Here is a 22,193-nt window from a genome sequence, read left to right as displayed (position 1 = left end):
TAAGACCTGTGCCGCAGACGTTTTTTCTACAGAAGTCATGGAGAACCGATTCTCGACCTCAACCCCAACCTGATTTTTCTGGAGCGTCTATGACCTTGATGGAGAGATTCTTTCTGAATCGCAACAACGCACAGCTCGTGGTGGTCGACGTGCAGGAAAAGCTCTGCCGGGCCATGGACCCCTCGGTGCTGGAACAGCTCACCGGCAATATCGGCATCCTGCTCGACGCGGCCCAGGAACTGGGCGTTCCGGCGATCGTCACCGAACAGTACGTAAAGGGGCTGGGTACGACGATCCCGGCTCTGAAGGAAAAACTGACGACGCCGAGCCTGGAGAAGATGACCTTCAGCTGCTGCGGCGGGGAGGGGTTCCTGGAGACCCTGGAAAAAACGGGGCGGCGTCAGGTGATCCTGACCGGGATGGAGACCCACGTCTGCGTGCTGCAGACGGCTCTGGAGCTCCTGAACGCGGGGTACGTGGTGCACCTGGTCTGCGATGCGGTGATGAGCCGGCGCAAGGCGAACTGGAAGACGGCCCGCAAGACCATGAGCCAGGCGGGAGTGGTGCTCACCTCCACCGAGGCGGTACTCTTCCAGCTCCTCAAGGTGGCGGGAACTGACGAGTTCAAGAAACTCTCGAAACTGGTCAGATGATCCCGGGTTCGCTCTCCACGTAACGCGCCAGATCCTTTAGGGTGTTTTCGTCGGGAGCGAGGAATTCGATGCCGAACCCTTCAGGCATGGTGCTTTTGCGACGGGTCGTTTTGGTGTTGAGCCAGGCGGCCCGTCCGCGCAACTGGATGATGGAACCGTAGGGGTCGGGAAGGGCGAAGATCAGGTCGAGGATGCTGCCGTGTTCGATCTCGTGGTTGGTGGCCAAGTAGGCGCCGTGCTGGCTCAGGTTCAGCACGATGCCCGAAAGGGTGGCCCCGACGGCGCGGTACTTCGCCTTCAGGTGGCAAGCCACCCTCTTGTCGCGCCGGTCGATGGCCGGCAACAGCTTGCGGGCGGTCTCCAAAAAGACGTTGCGGTCCAGCGGCTTGGTGATGAAGTCGTCGCAGCCGGCCTCGAAGCAGATGCGGCGGTCCGCATCCTTACCCTCCGAGGTGATCATGATCACGTTGGTCTCACGCAGCTGAGGATCCTTCTTGATCGCCCTGCAGCACTCCGCGCCGTTCATGATCGGCATGTTCAGGTCCATGCAGACCAGCACGGGGCGCTCCGCCTGGCAGATGGCGAGCGCCTCCTTGCCGTCGCGCGCGGTGAGGATGTCAACCGCCGAGAACTGCAGGTACTCCTTCTGCAGCTCGATGAACATGCTGACGTCGTCGACCAGCAAAACCTTCTTGGCCATGTGCCCCTTCCTTTTTCCGCAGGGAAACCCCGCATATCATGAAGGCCGTTACCGGCCGCTCTCTACCTATCGGTTATTGTGGATAAATCTGTAGCAAGAGCTCGCCAGGGCGGCGTTTGCGCCGGCTCTCTTGCCCCGCGCCGTTTTCTCTGTCGGACGGCTGCCGGCCCCTGGTCTCCGGGGCGTAGGAAACCGCCCGGGAGAGGGGCAGGGAATTTGCCGAGGCGGGCGAAAAAAAAGCTGCCCCGGGTGAGGGGCAGCTTCAAGGTGCCTTAACTCGCCAACCTCTTGGCGATCACGTCGTGGTTCAGCCAGAAAACTGGCGCCTGGGGATCCCAGGACGACTCGAACATGAGCTTGCCCACCCCGCGGAACACGCCCCGCGAGAGCACGGCGCAGATGATCTCTTTGCCTTCTTCGTTCATGCCGATCAGCTGGGCCGAGGAGTTCAGCATGTACTCCTGCTGCGCCGGGCTGTTGTGCTGCGGCCAGGTGTCGTAATCGCGGGTGCTGGTCACCAGCTCGGACGAGAGGTAGGTGTTGGCGCAGGAAAGCAGGTCGTTCAGGGTCACCCCGGCTTTCAAAAGGCCCTGGCACTCGGCGACCACGGTCTTTTCGCCCGCCTGCTGCAGGGAGGCGAGCAGCGGGTAGAGCGAGTTCTCGACACCCAGAAAGAGCGCGCTCGAGTTGGTCTGGATCTCCGGGCAGTTGTACACGGTCGCCTTGATCCCCTGTTCCCAGGCGGCGGTGGCGATGTTCTCCAGGCGGATCTTCGCCCAACCCTGGAGGTACGGGGTGTAGGACTGCCAGGTGTAGCTGCCGTTGATCAGCACCTCGGTGCCGTGGTAGCCGTAGGCGGCGTAGCGGACCGGGCAGCGCTCGCGCAGGCCGGCGGTCGCCTGGATCAGGTAGGAGAAGGTGTCGGCGGTCACCTCGTTGAAGCTCATGTTGCAGAACTGCCCCATGTCGGAGTTCCAGAAGGCCTCCGAGGAGAGGAAGCGGTCGCCCTGGCCCTTGAAGAGCTTGTTCAGGATCGGCATGAAGACGCGGGCGCGCGGGATGCCGCCGGCCATGGTGTGCACGATCACCAGGTTCCCCTTAGCCGGGAGCATGGTTTCGAGCTGGGCGATGACGGCGGCCAGGTTGCTGCGGAAACGCTCGGTGCCGCGCTCCTTCGCGCAGTTTAGCTCGTCCTGGTCCAGGGTCACCTTGCTCCATTCGTCGGGTTTCACCCCCTTTAAGCGGTCCACCGGGGTGACGCCGTCCTTGCCCGGTTCCATGTCGAAACCGGCTTCCAGCGGGATGTTGATGATCGTGCCGCCCAAAATCGCCTCGGCGCTTGCCAGTTCTTCTGCGTTGAGCGGGCGCAGGGTCCCGTCCGTGTCGCGCCGGCCCACGGTGGAGCCGATGATGGTCATCCCCTTGGCCCGGGCCTCGTCGACGATGCCGTTGGCGTAACCGCGGCCGAACAGCTCGCCGCAGAGAAACAGCACGTCCCCTTCCTTGAATCCCGCCGCGGCAGGTACTTCGCGCATCGCATGGTAGCGTGTCATATAAAACTATCCTCTCTTTATACGTGCATGGTATGAGCCGGGTGTTCAGGCTCGAAAAACAGAATGAGACTAGAAGTCGTCGCGCGCCATGTTCTCGAACCGGGTGTACTCGCCGCGGAAGGTGAGGTGCACGGTGCCGGTGGGACCCGCCCTGTGCTTGCCGATGATGACCTCGGCCTTTCCCTTCAGGTCCTCGTTCTCCTTGTCGTAGACCTCCTCGCGGAAGACGAACATGATGATGTCGGCGTCCTGCTCGATTGCGCCGGACTCCCTCAGGTCGCTCATCATCGGGCGCTTGTCGGTGCGCTGCTCGAGGCCGCGGTTTAACTGGGAGAGCGCGATGACCGGGATGCTCAGCTCCTTGGCGAGACCCTTGAGCGACCGGGAGATGTCCGAGATCTCCTGCTGGCGCGATTCCGGGTTGGGGCCGCCGCGCATCAGCTGCAGGTAGTCGATGACGATGATGCCGATGTTGTGCTCGGCCTTAAGGCGCCGCGCCTTGGCGCGCAGCTCCATGATGCTGAGCGACGGGGTGTCGTCGATGAAGATCTTCGAGTCGTGCAGCCTCCCCGCCGCCTTGGTGAGCTTGGGCCAGTCGTTCTCGTTTAGGTGACCGGTGCGCAGCCGGCTCAAGTCGACGCGGGCCAGCGAGCACAAAAGGCGCTCCACCAGCTGCTCCTTGGGCATCTCGAGCGAGAAGATCGCGGCGGGGTAGGGCTTCTCCGAATCGATGGCGGCGTACTCGGCGGCGTTGATGGCGAAGGTGGTCTTGCCCATGGCCGGGCGCCCCGCGATGATCACCAGGTCGCCGGCGTGGAAGCCCGCGGTCATCTTGTCCAGGTCGAGGTAGCCGGTCGGGACCCCGGTCACCAGCTCCTTCTTCTCGTAGAGGAGCTCGATGTTCTTGATGGTGTCCTTGAGGATCTCGCTGACCGGGAAGTAGGCGCGCTGGATCTTGTTCTCGGCGATCTCGAAGATGACCTTCTGGGCGCCGTCCAGGAGCTCCTCGACGTTCACCTTGTCTTCGTACCCCTGGGTGGCGATGTCGGTGGCCGCGCTGATGAGCTTTCTGGTGATGCTCTTTTCTTTGACGATCCTGCAGTAGTAGGCGATGTTCGCCGCCATCGGGACGAAGTCCACCAGGGTGGCCAGGTAGGCGCCGCCGCCCACCTCCTCCAGTTCCCCCTTCTTCTTCAGGATGGTGGTCATGGTGATCAGGTCGCAGGGCTCGCCGCGCTCGTTCAGCTCGATCATCGCCTGCATGATCTTGCGGTGGCTCTCCCGGTAGAAATCGTCCGGCCTGAGGATCTCGAGCGCGCGGTTGATCGCCTCGTTATCAACCAGGACGCCGCCGAGGATGGACATCTCGGCCTCCACGCTCTGCGGTGGCAATTTTCTCAGGTCAGCTTGATTCATGGGGAATGCCTCGGGAAAAAGCGGTGGTGCAAAAGGCGGTATTTTAACCGGAACACCCCGCGGGGTCAACAACTGATTACCCGCCGCAGGCCTGCAAAAAGGCGAGGGATTTCAGGGGGCGGTCCAGGTGCAGATCGATGGCGGGGTTCAAGAGCAGGTCGGCCTCCCTGAGGCACGCGTCGGGGAAGACGATGGAGCCGAACCTGCCGGACTGCATGGCGCGGGAGAGGAGCTCGGCGGTCTGCCCGGAGATGCGGGTCCCGTCGAGTTCGGGCTGGTAGCCCAGGATCTTCAGGAGATTCACCGCGAAGAAACGGCGGTCCGAGGGGGAAGGGGAGGCGCGGTCCAGGTGTTCGAGGTAGCAAAAGAGCAGGCGGAACAGCCGGGGAGCCGGCTCGGCCTCCGGGGTGAGCCGCTCCACCAGCTCGCAGGCGTAGGCGGCGGAGCCGATCCGTTCCAACTCGGTCCTGATCGTTGGGAAGATGCTGCCGATGTCTGCCGATAACAGGGTTGCCATGCCGCTTCCCTGCTGGATCTGCAGCTTCAGGTGGGCGAACGACTCCAGGGCGCCGCCGAAGCGCTTGCGGCTCTTCTTGGCGCCGCGGGCGATTCCGGAGATGCGCCCCTGTTCCAGGGTGAACAGCGTGGCGATGCGGTCGGCCTCACCGTAATCGATGAGCCGCAGCACGATGGCTTCGGTCTGGGATTTCTTCATCGGACCGAAGGTAGCACCGCTTGAGGGGCCCCGTCAACTACCGTGACGTCAGTGGCGGCGCAGCTTGTAGCGCAGCATGCCGAGGTACTTGTTGAGGGGGTGGCTCCTGGGGAGCGAGGGGATCGGAGGCGGCGTGCGGTTTCCCCACTTGGCGAGCTCGGCCTGGAAGTCCTCCGCGCCGCCCAGCTGGATGCCGCGACGCAGCGTGGTGAGGCCGCGCTCCTTGGTGCCGGCCAGGATCTGCACCCGCCCCAGGTTGAGCAGGAAGGTGAGGTTGTGCGGCTCGCTCCCCAGTGCCTTCTCCGCCAGGTGCAGCGCCCGCTTGGTATCGCCGCCGCTTTTGGCGAGGCAGTAGGCGAGGTGCGAGGCGACCTCCGGGGACTCCTGGTGGCTGTAGGCCTCTTCGAAGCAGCTGCGCGCCAGGAAGTAGAGCTTGCGTCCCAGGGCGTCAAACCCCTTGCGGCGCAGGTCCTCCGGGTCGTGGCCGCCGCGGTCCTGGTCCGCCTTCTCGTAGACCAGGAAGCTGAGCGGCGGGTTCGCGTTGGGGCGCTCCTCGCGGTGCACCTCGACGAAGCTTTCGGGGATCTCGGGGAAGTAGACGTCGCCGGGGTAGCCGGCGTGGATCACGGTGAGGTAGATGCGTTGGCTGATGAGCAGCGCCTCGCGGTACAGCTCGGCGCCTCCGCAGATGAAGAGCTCCTCGTCGCCGGTCACCATGGCCACCGCTTCCTTGAGCGACCGGGCCACTTCGCAGCCGTTGAACTTGGCGCCCGAGCGCGAGACGACGATGTTGCGCCGGCCCGGCAGCGGGTGCCCGATGCTGTGAAAGGTCCGGGTCCCCATGGCGACGGTGTGCCCCATGGTGATCTCCTTGAATCGGGTCAGGTCGGAGGGGATGTGCCAGGGGAGCTTGCCTTGGTAGCCGATTACCCTGTTGTCCGACATTGCAGCAATAAGGGAGATGATCATGGGGACCTCGATGAGAAGCAATTTACAATTGGCAACGGGCAATTGACAACGAAACACCAATGACAATCGGCCAATGACAATTGACAACGAATTTTAGCAATTGTCAATGGTCAATTCACTTATCGGCCTGCTGAGCCGTTCATTGAGGAAAACTATGACGGCAGCTAAACCCGCCCATTGCCTTATCTCAGCGTCACCACCGTGACCCCTTCTCCCCCCTCGAAGCGCTCGCCGGGCCTGAAGGAGACCACCAGCGGGTGGCCGTTTAGGTAGCTGCGCACCCCCCGCATCAGGGCGCCGGTCCCCTTGCCGTGCACGATGTGCAGCTCGGGGGTGTGGGAGAGCGAGGCGTGGTTCAGGTAGCGCTCCACCGCATCGAGCGCCTCCTCGACCCGCATCCCCAAAAGGTTGATGGAGTTCGCGGGTTCGGGGCGCTCTTCCTGCTGCTGGTGCCGCTTCTGCTGGACCTTGGCCTCCTTGCCGGTCTTCTTGGCCAGGGCGGTCAGCGCCACCTCGAGCTCCATGCTCCCGGCGCGCACCCGGGCGCGCCCGGCCTTGGCGTCCAGCGAGACGACCAGACCGTCGGTGTTGAGCGGCTTCACGAAGTAGCTCTTCCCCACCTCCACCTGGCCCGGGGGAAGTTCCTCCACCGGGTTCAGCTCGGCGAGCACCTTTTCCACCTGCTCCTCTGCCTGGTCGAGTTGGGCACGCGCCTCGCGGGCCTTGTCCTGGCGCGCCTGCTCTATGATCGCGTTCACCTCGCGCCGCGCCTTGCGGATCACCTCCTGCGCCTCGAGGTACCCCTTCTCCCGCGCCCCCTTTACCAGCTGCTCCGCCTCGCTTTTGCGCGCGGAAAGCTCCCGCTCGCCGCGCTCGATGCGCGACTCGCGCTCGGCGAGATCGTCCAGTTTCCGCTCCAGCTGTGCGCGCTTCTCCTTCAGGTCGCGCAAGAGGGCATGGAAGTCCGCCTCCATGGTCCCGATCATGCCGCGGGCGAAGTTCACCACGTGCTCGGGAAGCCCGTAACGCCGGGCGATCTCGAGGGCGTGCGACTCGCCGGGCTCGCCGACCACCAGGCGGTAGAGCGGCGCCAGGCGTTCGCGGTCAAACGCCATGGCGGCGTTCAGCATCCCCTGTTCGCGCTGCACGAAGCCGATGATCTCGGTGAGGTGGGTGGTGGCCACCACGAGCGCCCCCTGGATCTTCAGTTGCTGGAGCACGGCGCAGGCGATCGCCGCACCCTGTCCCGGTTCGGTCCCGGTCCCCAGCTCGTCCAGAAGCACCAGGGTGCCGCGCCCGGCCAGGGCCATGATCGAGGAGATCTGGGAGATGTGGGCCGAGAAGGTGGAGAGGCTCTCGGCGATGGACTGCTCGTCGCCGATGTCCACCAGGATGTTGTCGACCAGGGGGAGCACCGTCCCGGGCAGGGCCGGCACCGGCATGCCACAGAGCGCCATCACGCTCAAGAGTCCCGCGTTCTTGATGGCGATGGTCTTGCCGCCGGTGTTGGGGCCGGTCACCACCATGACCCGGCTCTCCTCGGAGAGTTCCAGGTCGAGCGGCACCACCTCTTTCCCCATCAGGGTGAGGATCGGGTGGCGCGCCCCCTTGAGGGAGAGCTGCTGGCTCTCGGAGAGCACCGGGGTCTCGCAGCGAAGCTTGTCGCTGAAAAGGGCGATGCAGTTCAGGATGTCCAGGCGCACCAGGGCTTCGAACTGGTCCGAGAGGAGATCGGCGTCCTCGCGTATCCAGTCGCAGATCTGGCGGATCACCCGGATCTCCTCGGCGCGCTCGTCGGCTACCAGGTTTTCCAGTTCGTTCGCCAGGCCGATGATCTCCAGCGGCTCCATGAAGGCGGTCTCGCCGGTGTTGGATACGTCGTGAACCACCCCCGGGACCATCCCTTTCGAGTCCATGCGCACCGGGATCACCCAGCGTCCCGACCTCTGGGTGATGAAGTCGTCCTGCAGGAAGATGGCGGTGTGCCGCTCGCGCACGATCTCCTCGAGCCGCTTCTTGATGCGGGCGGTGAGCCCCTTCTTGCGGCCGCGCAGGTCGGCCAAGAGGCGCGAGGCGGTGTCGAGGATCTCGCCTTCCGCGTTGACCGTGTGTTCCAGGGGATCCAGGAGGTCGGCGAAGCCGGTGATGTGGCCGGCCTCGGCAAGCAGGAGCGGGATGTCGGTGCGGAACTTAAGCTGCGCCGAGACCGCAGCCATGACGCGCAGCGTGGGGATGAAGCGCTGCAGCTCGATGGGGGCGAGCACCGACCCGCGTGGGCGGACCGCGCGGATCAGGCCGCGTATGTCTTCGAAGGAGGCGATCTTGAGCGAGATGCCCAGCCGGGTGAGGGTACGGATCTCCTCGATCAGTCCCAGGCGCAGTTCCATCTGGGACTTCTCGGCAAGCGGGGCGATGTTGAGGACGCCGGTGTGGGAGGCCTCGCAGTGGGCGAATTGGGCGGCGGTTTCCAGGATACGGTCAAACTCGAGGCGCTTCAGGGTTTCCTTGCTGATCATTACTTCTCCAAACTGCAAGAGGCGTTACGGTTGACGCCGCTCTTGCGGGTGAATAGGTGCATCACAGTGAGCATCACAGGGCACTGCGGTGTGTAGGGTAACGTAGAACGTAGAACGTAGAACATAGAACCGATCTTAGGACCTGCCGTGTCTCAACCTCAACCTGTGAGCGTGGCGAACGAAAACCTCAACCTGGTTTTCAGAGGAACCAGCTCACCGGGCTGAAGAGCCGCTCCAGGAAGCGGATCGACCAGCCGCGCCGTTCGTGCTCGTCCAGGACGATGCGGCGCGCCCCCAAGAGGTCGGACTCGAGCATCTCGGCCACCTGGATCCCGAACTCCGGGCTGTCCACCACCACGTTCAGCTCGTAGTTCCTGTGGAAGCTGCGCTGGTCCAGGTTGGCCGAGCCGACCATGACCCAGTTGCCGTCGATGAGGAGCACCTTGGCGTGCAAGACGGCGCTGTCCAGCTCGTAGATCTCGATCCCGTTGCGCATGAGCTGGGCGTAGCAGGTCCGGCTCACCAGGCGCACCAGCGGGACGTCGCTTTTGTGCGGTAGCAGGAGCCTCACCCGCGCACCGCGCCCGGCCGCACGCAGCAGCGAGCGGATCACCCGCGGCCCCGGTATGAAGTAGGGGCTCGCGATGGTGACCGACTCGGAGGCGCCGGCGATGGCCACCCGGAAGGCGCTGCGGATGAAGGAGCGCTCGTGGTGCGGGCCGCCGTTGATGATCATCACCTTGGCGTCCCCCTCGGCGCTGTAGAGGGTCTCCTCGTGGCAGACCGCCGGGGCCTCGCCGTGCTCCTCGCGCCAGAACTGGCAGAATAGCCGCACCAGCTCCTGCACCGCCGGGCCGTCGATGCGGATCCCCACGTCGCGCCAGCTGGTGGGGCCGCTGCCGTACCCCGAATAGACGTTGGCGATGTTGATCCCGCCGGTGAAGGCGCAGCTGCCGTCGATGATCGCCACCTTGCGGTGGTCGCGCTTGTCGAACCAGGCGATCCCCCGGGCAAAGGGGGGCGGGTTGAAGGCGCAGCAGTGCACCCCTTCCTTGGCCATCCGCTTGAAGAAGGCCGTGGGGGTCTCGAAACAGCCGATGTAGTCGTAGAGGAAGTAGACCCTGACCCCGCGCCGGGCCGCATCGATGAGGGCGTCGGCCACCGTGCGCCCGGTCTCGTCGTCCAGGACCGTGTAAAACTCCATGCAGATGCTGGAGCGCGCCTCGCGGATACTTTCCAGAAGTGCCGGAAAGAACTGTGAGCCGTAGCGGTACAGCGTGGCCTGGTTGCCCTGGAACGAGGCTGCGGCGGTGTTGCGGCGGAAGAAGTCGAAAAACTTCGTCGTCCGAAACAGCAGCTTTTTTCGTTTGTGGCGAGCGCTGGTCATGGTCTGCTCGTTACTTGGCGCGGGGGCTGGATCAGGGGGCCTTGGCAAAGCAAAGAAGCGCGGAAATAACGTCGTCAATAGGCATTACTTCCGCGCTTCACAGAGAGCGTTACACGTCGGGTGGGGCGGGTCTTAGACGGAGACTACTTCCTTGACACCCGGGATCTTGTCTTTGAGGGTTCTCTCGATACCCATCTTCAAGGTCATGGTGGACATCGGGCAGTGGCCGCAGGCACCAACCAGGCGTACCTTCACCACACCGTCATCGCCAACTTCTACCAGTTCGACATCGCCGCCGTCAGCCTGCAGCGCGGGCCGAATCTGATCCAATACCGTCTTTACCTCTTCTACCATGGGATCCTCCAGGATGTATTCGGTGTCTGTGCAGTTTCCATCTTAGCATCGCGACTGATGGAAAGTGAACGGAAATAACCTTAGCAACTTTCCCCGGGTTTGCAAAGCATAACTTGCCCTTGGACCCCGCCCTTACTCGCCGTGCACGCCGGGGGTGGTGAGCGGGAAGGGGGCGAGCACCTCGTCGAGCGCCTTCTCGGAGAGGATGCCGCGCTCCAGGATCACCTGGCGGATGCTCTTGCCGCTCTTGGCCGACTCCTTGGCGACCTCGGCCGCCGCGGCGTAGCCGATGCTCGGGGCGAGCACCGTGGCAAGTCCTACCGACTGGTCCAGGTAGCTGCGGCAGCGCTCCTCGTTGACGCCGATCCCCGCCACGCAGAGCGCGGTGAACTGGTGCAGGCAGTTCTTCAGGATCTCCAGGCTGAAGAGGGTGTTGAAGGCGATCACCGGCATCATGACGTTCAACTCCAGCTGCCCCGCTTGCACCGCCATGGTGACCGCGGTCTCGGCCCCCACCACGTGGAAGCAGACCATGTTGGTGACCTCCGCCATCACCGGGTTCACCTTCCCCGGCATGATCGAGGAGCCCGGCTGCATGGCGGGGAGGGTGATCTCGCCCAGGCCCGTGCGCGGCCCCGAGGAGAGGAGCCTCAGGTCGTTGGCGATCCGGATCAGGTTGACCGCAATCCCCTTCAGGCTGCTGCAAAGGGCCAAAAGCGGCTCCATGTTCTGCATCCGCTCCACCAGGTCGCGGCCGCGCGAGAGCTCCTGCCCGGTCACCCGGGAGAGCTTCTCGACGATGAGGTCGATGTAGGCCTCCTCGGCGTTGAGGCCGGTGCCGACCGCGGTCCCGCCGATCCCCAGTTCGCGCAGCCCCGGAAAGCTGCGGGTGAGGCCGGTCAGGTTGTTCTCGATCGCCTGGGCGTAGGCTGCGAACTCCTGCCCGAGCCGGATGGGGACCGCGTCCTGCAGGTGGGTGCGCCCGGACTTGAGGACGCCGTCGAACTCGGTCCCCTTGCGCCTGAGGACCACCACCAGCTCCTGGAGTTCCCGGGCCAGTTGGTCGGCGAGCTCGAGCGCGGCCAGGCGCATGGCGGTGGGGAAGACGTCGTTGGTGGACTGGGCCATGTTGACGTGGTCGTTGGGGTTCACCTTGGCGTAATTCCCCAGCTCGCCCCCCAGAAGTTCGTTGGCCCGGTTGGCCAGCACCTCGTTCACGTTCATGTTGTGCGAGGTTCCGGCGCCGGCCTGGAAGGGATCCACCACGAACTGGTCCGTGAAGTCCCCCTTGAGCGCCTCGTCGGCCGCGCTCACGATGGCATTACCCAACTCGCTGTTGAGCCGCCCCGTCGCCATGTTGGCCTGGGCCGCACATTTCTTGATCTGCACCGTGGCCCTAACCAGCGCCGGGTGGGGCTTTAATCCCGAGATGGGGAAGTTGTCGACCGCCCGCTGGGTCTGGGCGCCGTAGTAGGCTTCCTGCGGGACCTCTACGTTCCCCATGGTGTCTTTCTCGATACGCACTGCCATGATGTCGGCTCCTTTTCAGGGAATAGTTTCTTCCCCCTGTGCTTTTCTGGGTGCGGCCAGGCGTGTAGACCTGCTGTTTCGCTGTCGCGCTGGCGGCCGTTAATAATAATACCACAAAAAGTCCGCCATTAATGTGTGAGAGGAGTCGGAAGGTCTCATAATGACTGAAGAAGCAGAAAAAGGGGAGATGGACAGCGCCAGTATCAAAGGTGATCTCTTACACTGCAAGTGACTCAGGTTCCCCCCTTTGCGAAGGGGGGACGTGGGGCCGCGCGTCGTGCTTAGTAGAGACCTGGTCAAAGCTGCCCCGAAATTGCCGGATGAGCCTCCCGCAAAGGGCGGGACTATATGGGGGGCATGAGGAACAGAGGGGGGTAGGAAGGGGGGCGTTCAGTCGAGCAGCTGACCCAGGGTGAGCAGTTCCTCGACGGTGCGGGTTTCCAGGATGGCGCACCCCAGGGATTGCGGGAGCTCCAGGTCGACTCGGTAGCGGTCCCCCACAAAGAGCGTCTCTTGGGGTCTGCGGCCGATGGTTTCCAGGATGCCGGTCAACACCTCGCGGTCCGGCTTGGGACGCCAGGAGTCTTCGATGGTGAAGATCTTCTTGAAGTAGCCGCCGATCCCCAACTGGGCCATGATCCGGGTGGATAGGGAGCGGTTGTTGTTGGTATAGACGTGCAACTCGTAGCGTTCGCCCAGGCGCTCTAAAAGCCGCTGTACCCGCGGGTCGGGTGCGAGCAGCTCCTCAGGATGGATGTCCTCGCTGAAGCGGTGGTGCAGTTCCTGGAGCGTGCCGCCGAGGGCCTCCACCGCGCGGCTTAAGGTGCCGCCGCTGTCGCTCGAGCAGGAGCGCGCCTCGAGGAGCGCGTCCTGGGCCTGGCGCGGCGAGATCCCCTTGATTTCCGCGACGTAGCGGCAGGCGCTTTGATGCACCTCCTCGCCCAGCCGGTCGTCCACGTAGAGCGTGCCGTCCAGGTCGAACACGACCGCCCGGACCCCCCTTATGTCGAAGTCGAGCGTTTTCACAGTCCCATGCCCCAGTTCCTCATGCAGAGCAGCTGCGGGTTTTCCACCCCCTTGGCCTGGATCAGCACCTTGAAGGTGTCCCCCATTCCCCCCTCGGGAAGCATCAGTTTCTTCAGGTTGAGCCGGTGAGCCAGCCGCTCCTGCTCGCTGGTCGCCGCCGCTTCGAGCCGCATCAGCTCCTCCACGAGGCCCGTTCCCAGCAGGAAGCGGTACTGCTCGCCGTACCAGGCGTTGGTCAGCCCGGCTTGAGCACCGGCCGCCATCAAGTCGCTGAAGTTGATGTGGGTGGTGATGTCCTGCTGCCCCACCAGCTCGAGGGGGTCCTCGCCGGTCTGGTGCTGGTGGTAGCACATAAGCGTCCCGTCCTTGCGCTGCGGTGCGTAGAGCTCCTCGGCGAGGTAGCCGTAGTCGACGGTGAGCACGAAGCCGCGGGTAAGGGTGGCGGCCGCCGAGGCGATCCACTCCGCGGCGAACAGGTTCACCTCGGCGCGCTGGCCGGGAATCAAGGTGACCTGGAATTTCCCGAAGTATTCGCCCAGTCGCGGGTCGGAAAGCGGCCCGAACTTCTCGACGAGCTCGCCGTCCCGCACGCCGACGTAGAGCTCCTTCAGCCCCTCGGCCGTCATCTCGACGATGTGCACCGGCATGGCGTCGAAGAGCTCGTTGGAGATGATGCAACCGGTGAAGGAGAGTTTTCCGGAGGCGAGCTCCTCGGGCGTGCTCCAGGCGAGGTGTTCGCCGTGGCGGGCCAGGAAACCTGCCTGGGCCTGTTTGAGGCTCGGCTCCTTCTCGATGAGCCGGTAGCACACCCCCTGGTAGAGCGGCTGGTTCAACTCGGCCAGGGCGTCCAGGATGTCCAGGGCGAGCTGTCCGCCGCCAGCCCCCGCCTCGGCGATGGTGAAGCTCGCGGGACGCTCCAGAAGCTCCCAGAACCGGGAGATCTCCTTGGCGATCAGCCGGCCGAAGGTGCTGTGCACGTTCATGCTGGTATAGAAATCACCTTCGGCGCCGACTTTGCGCCCCGCCGAGGTGTAGTAACCGAGCCCCGGCTCGTAGAGCGCCGCCTCCATGAACGAGGCGAAGGTGAGATCCCCCCCGGTGGCGATGCGCTGTGCCAGAATCCCGGCGAATTCGGTCTTTTCCACGTTTTCTCCCATGAACCCCTCCAAAGTGTCTACATATAAGGTATGGGGAATTTTTTGTCAACGCGCCTCCCGTAGGCGGTTTTACTGAGCGCCGAAAGGGTGCGAGGCGCAGGTTGGCACCATCGGTCGGCGCTCGATGGCGGTCATGGCGGTAACAACCTTACAGCGGTGCAGGCTTTATTCCCGTGGCACTACACTCTATCGTAGCGCGGACCTCATCTTTGCCGCGAGCAAAAACAGTACAGTTCGCCGGCTTCTGTCAGAGCTTCGATGGTAACTCTGTTGATGCTGTATCATGAATTGTAACTTTCCAACTCTTGACTAAAGGAGCAAACTACCCGATACTGACTCCGCCTCGATCATTCAGAACACCCCGTACGGATGAGGTTAAACGATGAGGACTCCCACACTCTTACTGGCAAGCACCTGCTTGCTGACCGCTTCCGCCTGCTGGGCTGCGGATCATGCCGGCATCGTGAAAACCCTCTCCGGCGAGGTCAGCGTCATCAGGGGGGAAAACTCCCTGAAGGTGGTCCCCAACTTCCGTCTCCAGGAGGGGGACCAGGTACAGACCGGCCCCGGTGGGAAAGCAGGGCTCATTCTCGACGACGATACCGTCATATCCCTGGGGCCCAACAGCCGGGTGGCCCTCACCGGTTTTGCCTTTCACCCCGCCGAGAAGAAGCTCTCCCTGGTGGCCCGCATCTACCGCGGCACGATCTCCTTCCTCTCGGGACAGATCGCCAAACTGGCGCCTCACCAGGTGCGCATCGAGACCCCCGGCGCGACGGTAGGGGTACGCGGCACCCATGTCCTCATCGAGGTGGAGGGAAGCTGAGGGCCGGTGAATCGTCGAGTGGTCGAGTGTTGAAGACTTAGCTTAGGGGGAGTAATGGTGCACGTGCTGCGAGCCGCATTCCTGGTCCTGATCGTTGCCCTTTTCACCGCGTGCGCCGGCAATAAGACGCTGGTGACCCTGGCGCCGGACCCGGACGGCAAGGTCGGGGCGATCGACGTCGGCAACGAGGCGGGGAGCGTAGCCATCGCATCGGCGTACCAGTCGACCACGGTGAGTGATTCGACCAAGCGGCCCGAGGCGCCGGTGCAACTCACCCGCGAGGCGGTGGAAAAGCGCTTTGCGGACGCCCTGTCCATCCAACCCAAGCAGCCGGTTCACTTTCTGCTCTATTTCGACAAGGACACCACGCTGAGCGCCGCCTCCAGCAAGCTTCTTAACGACGTCGTCAAGGCCGTCGGCGAGCGCCAGGCGGAGGACATCTCGGTCATCGGGCACACCGACACCTTGGGGAGCGCCCAGTATAACAACGAGCTCTCCCGGCGGCGCGCCCAGGCGGTACGGGACCTCTTGGTCGAACGCGGCATCCCCGCACACAACATCCGGGTCACCTCGCACGGCAAGGAAAACCCGCTGATCCCCACCTCCGACAACGTCTACGAGCCGAGAAACCGCAGGGTCGAGGTCGACGTCCGCTAAGCGAGAAGGCCATGCCGCTCCCCACCGACCCACAACCGCGCACCACCCGGACCCTGCTTTTCGTGGCGGGAGCCCTCACCCTGCTCCTGGGGATCGCCTACCTGCTTCAACCCCGGCTGATTGCGGCCACCAACAACCGCGCCACCGATCTCGTTCTGAACCTCTCCAAGCCGCGCCCCTCAACCGGAGCCGTGGTCATCGTGGACATCGACGACCAAAGCCTGGCCCGCTATGGCCGCTGGCCTTGGCCGCGGGACCGCATGGCTCGGCTTTTGGAGGCAATCGCCTCCTCGGGTGCCGCGGCCGTCGGGCTGGACCTGATCCTCGCCGAGCCCGAGCCGCGCGCCGCGTCGCCCAGGGCTCTGCCGGGGATGCCGGCACCGGCCGGGGAGGGGGCCGGTTCGTCTGCCTCGGCCACTGCCGACCCCGACGGGACGCTCGCCGCGACCCTAGGGATGGGGCCGTTCGTGTTGGGTTACCAGTTCCTTTTCCAAAACACTCCGCAGCCAAACTCCGGCTGTCAGCTCCACCCCCGCGGTGTGGTCTGGATCGACCGCTCCGAACCTGCCGCGGTGAAGCCCGAATTCTTCGCCGCCCAGGGTGTCGTCTGCAACCAGGCCCCCTTCGCGGACGCCGTCAAGCGCTCCGGTTTTTTGAATGCCGGTGCCGACGAGGACGGGGTGCTGCGCCGCGTGCCGCTGCTCATCGGCTATAGGGGAAACCTCTACCCCTCCTTGAGCCTGGCCCTGCTCATGCAGTACCTGCACAGCGAACAGATCGAGGTGCTGGAGCGCGACATGGGGCGCCTCGATCTGCTGGTGGGGGGGCGCTCCATCCCGATCGATCTGCGGGGAAATCTCCCGGTCCGTTTCCTGGAACCCGGAACCGCAGCAGCGCGTCTTTCCGCGGCCGATCTCCTGGAGCGCAGCCCGGCACGTGCCGAGCTTGCGGGGAAAGTGGTCATCGTCGGCTGCTCGGCGGCCGGACTCGATACCCAGCACCACACCTCTGCAGGGGTCCTCACCAGCCACGCGGAGGTGCACGCCCAGGTGCTGGACAACCTCCTCTCCGGTCGGCCGGTGACCCGCCCCGACAGCTACCTGCTCTGGGAGCTTCTGGCCGGGGTGCTGGCGGCTGCCGCAACAACCTGGGCGGTGCTCCGCCTGGGGGTGGTGAGCGGAGCGGCGGCGGGTGCGGCAGGTATCGCCGGGTGCTGGCTTGCGGCGGTGCTCCTGTTCCAGCAGCGCGCAGCGCTCTTCTCGCCGCTTTTGCCGACCCTGCAGGTATTCGGCAACTACCTGGTACTCACGCTCATCAAGACCCGCCAGGGACAACAGGTGGCCCACCAGGCCGCCAGCAGCACGCTCATACTCCTCAAGTCGAGCGAGAAGAACCTGAACTCGATCATCAACTCGGTGCCGGACATCATCTTCCGGCTGGACGCCGCCGGGCGGGTCATCTTCCTAAGCCCCGCCATCACCCGCTACACCTCCGACCCCACTACGCTCCTCGGCAAGCCGATCCTGGACCTGGTCCCTCCCGAGGAACTTCCCCTGGCGAACCACCGGCTCAACGAGAAACGGACCGGGTCGCGCGCCACCCGTGACCTGGAACTGCACCTGCTCTTGCCGCACGGCGACGGGGGAACCTGGGCGCCGGTGGGTCCCTTCAGCATCTCGGCGGAAGGGATCTACCGGGGCGACGTCCCCAGCCCCGACGAGTTCCTGGGGACCCAGGGGATCATCCGCGACATCGCCGAGCAGAAGATGCTCGAGGAGAAGCTGCTGCAGGCCCAGAAGATGGAGGCGATCGGCCGTCTGGCGGCCGGCATCGCCCACGACCTCAACAACATCCTGGTCGGTCTGGTTGCCTACCCCGATCTGCTGCTCCTGGAGTTGCCGCCGGAGAGTCCCCTGCGCGACAAGCTCTCCCTGATCCAGCGCTCCGGGCAGAAGGCCGCGGCCATCGTCCAGGACCTGCTCACCCTGGGAAGGCGCGGCACCCCGGCGCAGGAAGTGGTGAGCTTGAACCTGCTCATCACCGAGTACCTGGGGACCCTGGAGTTTGCCGCCTGCCTCCGGGAGCATCCGCATATCACACTGGAGAGCGACCTTGCCGAGGACCTGGCCTGCGTGCGCGGCTCGCGGCTGCATCTCGCCAAGGCGCTCATGAACATGGTCAACAACGCCTTCGAGGCGATGCCCGCCGGCGGTGAGGTACGGGTCAGCACCTGCAACCGGTCCCTCGAGCGCAGCTACCGGGGGTACGAGGAGGTGCCGGCGGGGGACTGGGTCTGCGTGTCAGTGCGCGACGAAGGGGTCGGGGTGGCCGAGCGGGACCTGCATCGCATCTTCGAGCCCTTTTCAGCAAGAAGGCGCTGAAACGCAGCGGTTCCGGACTCGGCATGACGGTGATCTGGGCGACCGTGAAGGACCACGGCGGTTATATAGATCTGAAAAGCCGTGAAGGGGAGGGGACCCTGATCGAGGTCTACCTGCCGGCCTGCGGGGAGAGTGTGGAACCGACCGGGCCGGTGGCGCTGGAGAGCTACCTGGGAAGCGAGCGGATACTGGTGGTGGACGATGCCCCCGAGCAGAGCCAGATTGCCGCGAACATGCTCGGCAAGCTGGGGTACCGGGTCAGTACGGTGACCAGCGGCGAGGCAGCCGTCGAGTACCTGAAGCAGGCGGGAGCCGACCTGGTCATCCTGGACATGATCATGCCCGGCGGGATGGACGGCTTGCAGACCTATATTCGGATCCTCGAGGTGGCGCCGGGGCAAAAGGCGATCATCGCCAGCGGTTTTTCGGAGTCGCAGAGGGTGAAGGACCTGCTGGAGCTCGGTGGCGGGGCGTACGTGGGGAAGCCCTACACCCTCGAGCAGATCGGCGTAGCGGTGCGCCGGGAGCTGGACCGGAAGTAGGGAAAACCGGTTTTGCCAGGGAGCCACGCAGGACACGGAGAAAGTCGAAGGCTTGGTAGAGGAACCGACTGCAGAGGTGGAACGAGGACTTCCTATAACGTTTCGGCCTCTCCCGCGAGCGCAGAAGGTCGAACCGTTTGAAAACGTTTTACGCGGTTTTTTCCGGAGTAGCTGTCGTGCAGGAAGCTCGTCGTGCCGAGACACCCTGGTTTTCTCCGTGCTCTCTGTGGCTAAATCGCTTCTCCCTGGTACAGCTTTGCCATCTCCCGTGTTTCTTCTGCCAGTTCCGTGCGCCACTCCGCAGGTGCGAGCAGTTCCGCCTGCGCACCATAGGAACGCAGCCAGGAGAGGATCTCCAGCTTCCCACCCGCCCGGAACGAGAGCAGCACCCCGCCGTCCTCGAGCTCCTCGATCTTCTGCGAGGCGTGCCAGACCCGGTCCCTGATGGTATAGGCGACGTTCTTGCCGAAACGGACCCGCACCTCTTGGGGCGCCTCTGCCACGATCCCGAAGGCGCCTTCCAGGGCCTGTGCCGCGTTGAACCCCTCCGGTATCTCGAAACGCTCCTTTTCCGGTTCGACCGAGACGATCCGCTCCACCGCAAAGGTGCGCAGGGCCTTGCGGTTGTGGGCATAACCCAACAGGTAGATCCCCCCTTTCTGGAAGACAAGGGTGTAGGGGTCGACGCGGTAGCTTTCCGATGCGTCGCGCCCGGAGGAGCGGTAGCTTAGCGTGATCCCCTGCTGGTGCAAAAGGGCGTGGCGGATCAGGGCGAGGGGCTGGGCGGACTTACGGTAGTCGCGCTTTCCCTGCAAGAGCGGGTGGGCGACGTCGGCGATGCGCTCCATGTGCGCGGCGAGGCGCGGCGGGAGCACGGAGTTCACCTTGCGGAAAACGCTCTGCATCTCCTCGAGAAATGGGGTGCCGTTCAAAAGGTCGAGCTGGGAGCGCAACAGGGAAAGGGTCATCAGCTCCTGGAGGGTGAAACTGATGGGGGGGACGTCTTTGAAGCGGGTGAGGAACCGGAAGACCTTGACGCCGTCTTCCCAATCCGAGATGAGCGGGTAACCCGCCTCCTCGATGGCGCCGAGGTCGCGCTGGATGGTGCGCCGGTTGACGTCGGTCTCTTCGGCGAGTTCGTCGAGGGTGATGCCGTGACGTGCCTCGATCAGGCGGATCACATCGTGGATGCGACCCGCCTGCGAGTACTTTTTGGCAGGACGGCCGACTCCCATTACTCGGGTTTCTGCTCCGTGGGCTGGTCTGACTTCGGCTTTGAGGAACGGCGGCGCCGCCGGGTGCGCTTCTGCGCCGCTTCGGCTCCCGCGTCGCCGGACGCGCCGTTTGCGGCCTCGGCCGGACTTGCTCCCTTCTCGGCGGGGGCGGCGGATTTTGCGGCGGGCTTCTCGCTGCGGCTGCGGCCTCTGCCGGCGTCTTTTCCGCCGGACTTGCTTCCCGATCTCCCCCCCTTGTCGCGGGTCGGCTTCTCGCTGGGCGGCGGGCGCTTGGTCCTCTTGTAGTCGTGGACGAACATGTCGTCTTCGGCCCACTCGGTCGGGATCTTCTGCTTGATGAACTCCTGGATCCCCTCCAGGTAGAAGGCCCCGTCCTCATCGGCAAACGAGATCGCCATCCCCTCTGCTCCGGCGCGGGCGGTGCGGCCGATGCGGTGCACGTAGTCCTCGCTGTCCTGCGGGAGGTCGTAGTTGATCACGTGGGTCACACCGTCGATGTGGATGCCGCGGGAGGCGACGTCGGTGGCGATCATGATCGGGAGCGTGCCGGCCTTGAAATCGGCCAGGATCTTCAGGCGCTTTCGCTGCTCGACGTCGCCTGAGATCACCTTGGCGGGGAACTCGTTGGCGTTCAGTCGGTCCTGCAGGTACTCCGCCTCGCGCTTGGTGTTCACGAAGATCATGGTGCGCTCCATCCCCACCTTGCGCAAAAGGCCCAAAAGCAGCGGGAACTTCTCCTTGCGTGCCACGTGGTAGAGCACCTGCTCGACCCGCTCCGCCGTCATCTGCTCCGGGGTAACCGATACCTTCTCCGGCATGTTCATGAACTCGTAGGCGAGTTCCATGACCCGGGTGTTGAGCGTCGCCGAGAAGAGGAGGTTCTGGCGTTTGTCGTAGGTGGGGAGCTTGCGCAGGATGTAGCGCAGGTCGGCGATGAACCCCATGTCGAACATCCGGTCCGCCTCGTCGATGACCAGGGCCTCGATGTCCTTAAGGGAGTAGACCTTCTGCTTCAGGTAGTCGATGAGGCGCCCCGGGGTGCCGATGACCACGTCCGCGCCCGCCTTCAGGGCGTCGCGCTGTTTCATGTAGTCGACGCCGCCGTAGATGGCCTGGATGGTGAAACCGGCGTGACGTCCCAGAGCCTGGGCGTCCTTTTCGATCTGCACCACCAGCTCGCGGGTCGGCGCCAGGATGAGCGCCCGCGGGTGGTGGGCCCCTCCGGTTTTCGGCTGGTTCAAAAGGCGGGTGAACACGGAGATCAGGAAAGCCGCGGTCTTGCCGGTCCCCGTCTGGGCCTGGCCTGCGACGTCCTTGCCGGAGAGCGAGATCGGGAGTGCTTTTTCCTGAATGGGGGTGCAGTCGGTGAACCCGGTATCCTCGATCCCCTTCAGGACCTCGGCCGGAATCGGCAGTTCGATGAATTTCATGGTAGCTGGTTGCCTCATCTTGTCGTTATTTCAAGAGGATATACTTAGCATACAATGCCCGGTATGGCAAGAAAAGCGTGAAATATTAATTAACTTTGCATTTGCGATCGGTGGTGGTCACACATTCGGTGCAGGGTGCATCCCGCTGCCCCGACCCCAAGAGCGGCGCTCAGGGCTCTTCTACCCCTTGCGGGAGGCTCGTCCGGACCTTTCGGGCGAAAGATCGCCTCACTACGGAAATCTGCCTCACATCTGCATTCTTCCCTTCACCGACCGGTACAAGCTGTGCTATGGTGCAGCCCGAAAAAATCAGCACGAGGGACAGATGACGCAATCTTTCATTCAGATCGAATCACCCAACTACCTTAAACTCGAGGATCTCGGAAGCCAGTCGGACTGGGCCGCCATCTTCGGCAACGACCGGCCGCTGGCCCTGGAAATCGGCTGCGGGGTCGGCGATTTCATGCTGCAGACCGCGCTGGAGAAGCCGGAGACCAACTTCATCGCCATCGATTTCTACAACAAGGGGTGCTACAAGACCTGCCGGCGCCTGGACCGGCACGGCGTAACCAACGTGCGCGTGTTGCGCGACGAGGCGCGCGGCTTCATCACCGAGCGGATCGCCAAGGATAGTCTATCCGCCGTGTACATCAACTGCCCGGATCCCTGGCCCAAGAAGCGCCACCGCAAAAGGCGCCTGGTGCAGCAGGAGTTCGTCGAGTTCCTGCTCCCGTACCTCAAGGACGGTGCCGACTTCTACTTCGCGACCGATTTCGTCGACTACGGCGAGGACGTGTCCAACTTCCTCCCCGATGTTGCGGGGCTTAAAAACCAGTTCGCCCCCGACCTGTACCGGCACGACTTCCCCGGGTATCACCGCTCCAAGTACATGCGCAAGTTCATGGCCGAAGGGAAGGAGATCTACTTCGTGCACTACAAGGTGTGCAAGGAGGAGGCTACCGAAACCGGGAACCTCGCGCTGAACGTCGCTTAGAATCCCTCTCACCGCAAAGACGCAAAGAACGCGAAGGAAAGGCAAAGCAACACCACACCTGGAAGGGGAGAATCGGCAAGCCACTTCAGGAATAGGGCAAACCGGACAGCCACGAAACAGCACGAGCGTCGATAAACGAGTTCGGCCTTCTT

Annotated in this window: 19 protein-coding genes; 6 read left to right on the top strand and 13 right to left on the bottom strand. The window is 63.9% G+C overall.

All coding sequences use genetic code 11. The features are described from left to right. The first annotated feature begins 89 nt into the window (after positions 1 to 89). Positions 90 to 653, top strand: a complete 564-nt coding sequence (locus tag GMST_RS03035; protein ID WP_183353127.1) for a hydrolase — start codon at positions 90 to 92, stop codon at positions 651 to 653. On the opposite strand, the gene GMST_RS03030 is transcribed toward GMST_RS03035, so the two are convergent. The 11 genes from GMST_RS03030 to GMST_RS02980 all read right to left on the bottom strand — a co-directional run bounded on the left by GMST_RS03030 (position 646) and on the right by GMST_RS02980 (position 13,976). Further along, positions 646 to 1,353 carry a response regulator gene (locus GMST_RS03030; RefSeq protein WP_183353126.1) on the bottom strand — a complete coding sequence of 236 codons (708 nt, stop codon included), beginning with the start codon at positions 1,351 to 1,353 and terminating at the stop codon, positions 646 to 648. The two genes, GMST_RS03035 and GMST_RS03030, sit on opposite strands and share 8 nt — an antisense overlap. A gap of 272 nt (positions 1,354 to 1,625) precedes the next feature. Beyond that, entirely contained in the window at positions 1,626 to 2,906 is a 1,281-nt protein-coding gene (locus GMST_RS03025; protein ID WP_183353125.1) for an enoyl ACP reductase FabMG family protein, read from the bottom strand. A 69-nt stretch (positions 2,907 to 2,975) separates the two neighbouring features. Beyond that, a complete protein-coding gene (gene dnaB / locus GMST_RS03020) occupies positions 2,976 to 4,322 on the bottom strand; it encodes a replicative DNA helicase (RefSeq protein WP_183353124.1) in 1,347 nt (448 codons plus the stop codon). Positions 4,323 to 4,398: 76 nt separating this feature from the next. Further along, positions 4,399 to 5,037 (bottom strand): DNA repair protein RecO, encoded by a 639-nt coding sequence (recO, locus tag GMST_RS03015; RefSeq protein WP_183353123.1) that lies wholly within the window; start codon positions 5,035 to 5,037, stop codon positions 4,399 to 4,401. Between the two features lie 48 nt (positions 5,038 to 5,085). Beyond that, positions 5,086 to 6,006 carry a dihydrofolate reductase gene (locus tag GMST_RS03010; RefSeq protein WP_183353122.1) on the bottom strand — a complete coding sequence of 307 codons (921 nt, stop codon included), beginning with the start codon at positions 6,004 to 6,006 and terminating at the stop codon, positions 5,086 to 5,088. A gap of 182 nt (positions 6,007 to 6,188) precedes the next feature. Continuing rightward, positions 6,189 to 8,522: an endonuclease MutS2 gene (locus GMST_RS03005; protein WP_183353121.1), complete on the bottom strand. Its 2,334-nt coding sequence runs from the start codon at positions 8,520 to 8,522 to the stop codon at positions 6,189 to 6,191. Positions 8,523 to 8,721: 199 nt separating this feature from the next. Next, the gene (locus GMST_RS03000; protein WP_183353120.1) at positions 8,722 to 9,909 is read right to left on the bottom strand and encodes a phospholipase D-like domain-containing protein; all 1,188 of its coding nucleotides are present in this window, start codon (positions 9,907 to 9,909) and stop codon (positions 8,722 to 8,724) included. A gap of 132 nt (positions 9,910 to 10,041) precedes the next feature. Further along, positions 10,042 to 10,263, bottom strand: a complete 222-nt coding sequence (locus GMST_RS02995; RefSeq protein WP_183353119.1) for a NifU family protein — start codon at positions 10,261 to 10,263, stop codon at positions 10,042 to 10,044. 132 nt (positions 10,264 to 10,395) lie between these two features. Continuing rightward, on the bottom strand, positions 10,396 to 11,793 hold the full coding sequence (locus GMST_RS02990; RefSeq protein ID WP_183353118.1) for an aspartate ammonia-lyase: 1,398 nt from the start codon (positions 11,791 to 11,793) through the stop codon (positions 10,396 to 10,398). Positions 11,794 to 12,183: 390 nt separating this feature from the next. Next, positions 12,184 to 12,819 carry an HAD family hydrolase gene (locus GMST_RS02985; RefSeq protein WP_183353117.1) on the bottom strand — a complete coding sequence of 212 codons (636 nt, stop codon included), beginning with the start codon at positions 12,817 to 12,819 and terminating at the stop codon, positions 12,184 to 12,186. After that, positions 12,816 to 13,976 carry a class I SAM-dependent methyltransferase gene (locus GMST_RS02980; RefSeq protein WP_183353116.1) on the bottom strand — a complete coding sequence of 387 codons (1,161 nt, stop codon included), beginning with the start codon at positions 13,974 to 13,976 and terminating at the stop codon, positions 12,816 to 12,818. Before GMST_RS02980 ends, GMST_RS02985 begins: the two co-directional genes overlap by 4 nt. Positions 13,977 to 14,358: 382 nt before the next feature. Here GMST_RS02980 and GMST_RS02975 point away from each other — a divergent pair, with 382 nt between their 5' ends. The 4 genes from GMST_RS02975 to GMST_RS02960 are packed head-to-tail and all read left to right on the top strand — an operon-like array spanning position 14,359 to position 18,382. After that, on the top strand, positions 14,359 to 14,802 hold the full coding sequence (locus GMST_RS02975) for a FecR family protein (RefSeq protein WP_183353115.1): 444 nt from the start codon (positions 14,359 to 14,361) through the stop codon (positions 14,800 to 14,802). 54 nt (positions 14,803 to 14,856) lie between these two features. Then, positions 14,857 to 15,459, top strand: coding sequence for an OmpA family protein (locus tag GMST_RS02970; protein WP_183353114.1), 603 nt, complete (start codon positions 14,857 to 14,859; stop codon positions 15,457 to 15,459). An 11-nt stretch (positions 15,460 to 15,470) separates the two neighbouring features. Next, entirely contained in the window at positions 15,471 to 17,840 is a 2,370-nt protein-coding gene (locus tag GMST_RS02965; RefSeq protein WP_183353113.1) for a CHASE2 domain-containing protein, read from the top strand. 23 nt (positions 17,841 to 17,863) lie between these two features. Further along, a complete protein-coding gene (locus GMST_RS02960) occupies positions 17,864 to 18,382 on the top strand; it encodes a response regulator (RefSeq protein WP_183353112.1) in 519 nt (172 codons plus the stop codon). A gap of 230 nt (positions 18,383 to 18,612) precedes the next feature. On the opposite strand, the gene GMST_RS02955 is transcribed toward GMST_RS02960, so the two are convergent. Together GMST_RS02955 and GMST_RS02950 are read right to left on the bottom strand one after the other, a co-directional pair. After that, positions 18,613 to 19,617 (bottom strand): helix-turn-helix transcriptional regulator, encoded by a 1,005-nt coding sequence (locus GMST_RS02955; protein WP_183353111.1) that lies wholly within the window; start codon positions 19,615 to 19,617, stop codon positions 18,613 to 18,615. Then, entirely contained in the window at positions 19,617 to 21,047 is a 1,431-nt protein-coding gene (locus GMST_RS02950; RefSeq protein ID WP_183353110.1) for a DEAD/DEAH box helicase, read from the bottom strand. The genes GMST_RS02955 and GMST_RS02950 overlap by 1 nt, the downstream gene beginning before the upstream one ends. 325 nt (positions 21,048 to 21,372) lie before the next feature. Between GMST_RS02950 and trmB the strand changes: the two genes are divergently transcribed. After that, positions 21,373 to 22,041, top strand: coding sequence for a tRNA (guanosine(46)-N7)-methyltransferase TrmB (trmB, locus tag GMST_RS02945; protein WP_183353109.1), 669 nt, complete (start codon positions 21,373 to 21,375; stop codon positions 22,039 to 22,041). Positions 22,042 to 22,193: the final 152 nt, after the last annotated feature.

The sequence above is a fragment of the Geomonas silvestris genome (genome assembly GCF_014193515.1).
Lineage (GTDB): Bacteria > Desulfobacterota > Desulfuromonadia > Geobacterales > Geobacteraceae > Geomonas > Geomonas silvestris.
The sequence above is the reverse complement of the archived record's forward strand: the minus strand, read 5'-3'. Positions and strand labels throughout refer to the sequence as shown.

Bases quoted from the DNA above. Each gene is read 5' to 3' on its own strand.
- dnaB (WP_183353124.1), bottom strand. From the start codon at position 4,322: ATGAATCAAGCTGACCTGAGAAAATTGCCACCGCAGAGCGTGGAGGCC.
- GMST_RS03025 (WP_183353125.1), bottom strand. From the start codon at position 2,906: ATGACACGCTACCATGCGATGCGCGAAGTACCTGCCGCGGCGGGATTC.
- GMST_RS02980 (WP_183353116.1), bottom strand. From the start codon at position 13,976: ATGGGAGAAAACGTGGAAAAGACCGAATTCGCCGGGATTCTGGCACAG.
- GMST_RS03000 (WP_183353120.1), bottom strand. From the start codon at position 9,909: ATGACCAGCGCTCGCCACAAACGAAAAAAGCTGCTGTTTCGGACGACG.
- GMST_RS02960 (WP_183353112.1), top strand. From the start codon at position 17,864: ATGACGGTGATCTGGGCGACCGTGAAGGACCACGGCGGTTATATAGAT.
- recO (WP_183353123.1), bottom strand. From the start codon at position 5,037: ATGAAGAAATCCCAGACCGAAGCCATCGTGCTGCGGCTCATCGATTAC.
- GMST_RS02995 (WP_183353119.1), bottom strand. From the start codon at position 10,263: ATGGTAGAAGAGGTAAAGACGGTATTGGATCAGATTCGGCCCGCGCTG.
- GMST_RS03005 (WP_183353121.1), bottom strand. From the start codon at position 8,522: ATGATCAGCAAGGAAACCCTGAAGCGCCTCGAGTTTGACCGTATCCTG.
- trmB (WP_183353109.1), top strand. From the start codon at position 21,373: ATGACGCAATCTTTCATTCAGATCGAATCACCCAACTACCTTAAACTC.
- GMST_RS02965 (WP_183353113.1), top strand. From the start codon at position 15,471: ATGCCGCTCCCCACCGACCCACAACCGCGCACCACCCGGACCCTGCTT.
- GMST_RS02975 (WP_183353115.1), top strand. From the start codon at position 14,359: ATGAGGACTCCCACACTCTTACTGGCAAGCACCTGCTTGCTGACCGCT.
- GMST_RS02990 (WP_183353118.1), bottom strand. From the start codon at position 11,793: ATGGCAGTGCGTATCGAGAAAGACACCATGGGGAACGTAGAGGTCCCG.
- GMST_RS02970 (WP_183353114.1), top strand. From the start codon at position 14,857: ATGGTGCACGTGCTGCGAGCCGCATTCCTGGTCCTGATCGTTGCCCTT.
- GMST_RS03030 (WP_183353126.1), bottom strand. From the start codon at position 1,353: ATGGCCAAGAAGGTTTTGCTGGTCGACGACGTCAGCATGTTCATCGAG.
- GMST_RS02950 (WP_183353110.1), bottom strand. From the start codon at position 21,047: ATGAAATTCATCGAACTGCCGATTCCGGCCGAGGTCCTGAAGGGGATC.
- GMST_RS03035 (WP_183353127.1), top strand. From the start codon at position 90: ATGACCTTGATGGAGAGATTCTTTCTGAATCGCAACAACGCACAGCTC.
- GMST_RS02955 (WP_183353111.1), bottom strand. From the start codon at position 19,617: ATGGGAGTCGGCCGTCCTGCCAAAAAGTACTCGCAGGCGGGTCGCATC.
- GMST_RS03010 (WP_183353122.1), bottom strand. From the start codon at position 6,006: ATGATCATCTCCCTTATTGCTGCAATGTCGGACAACAGGGTAATCGGC.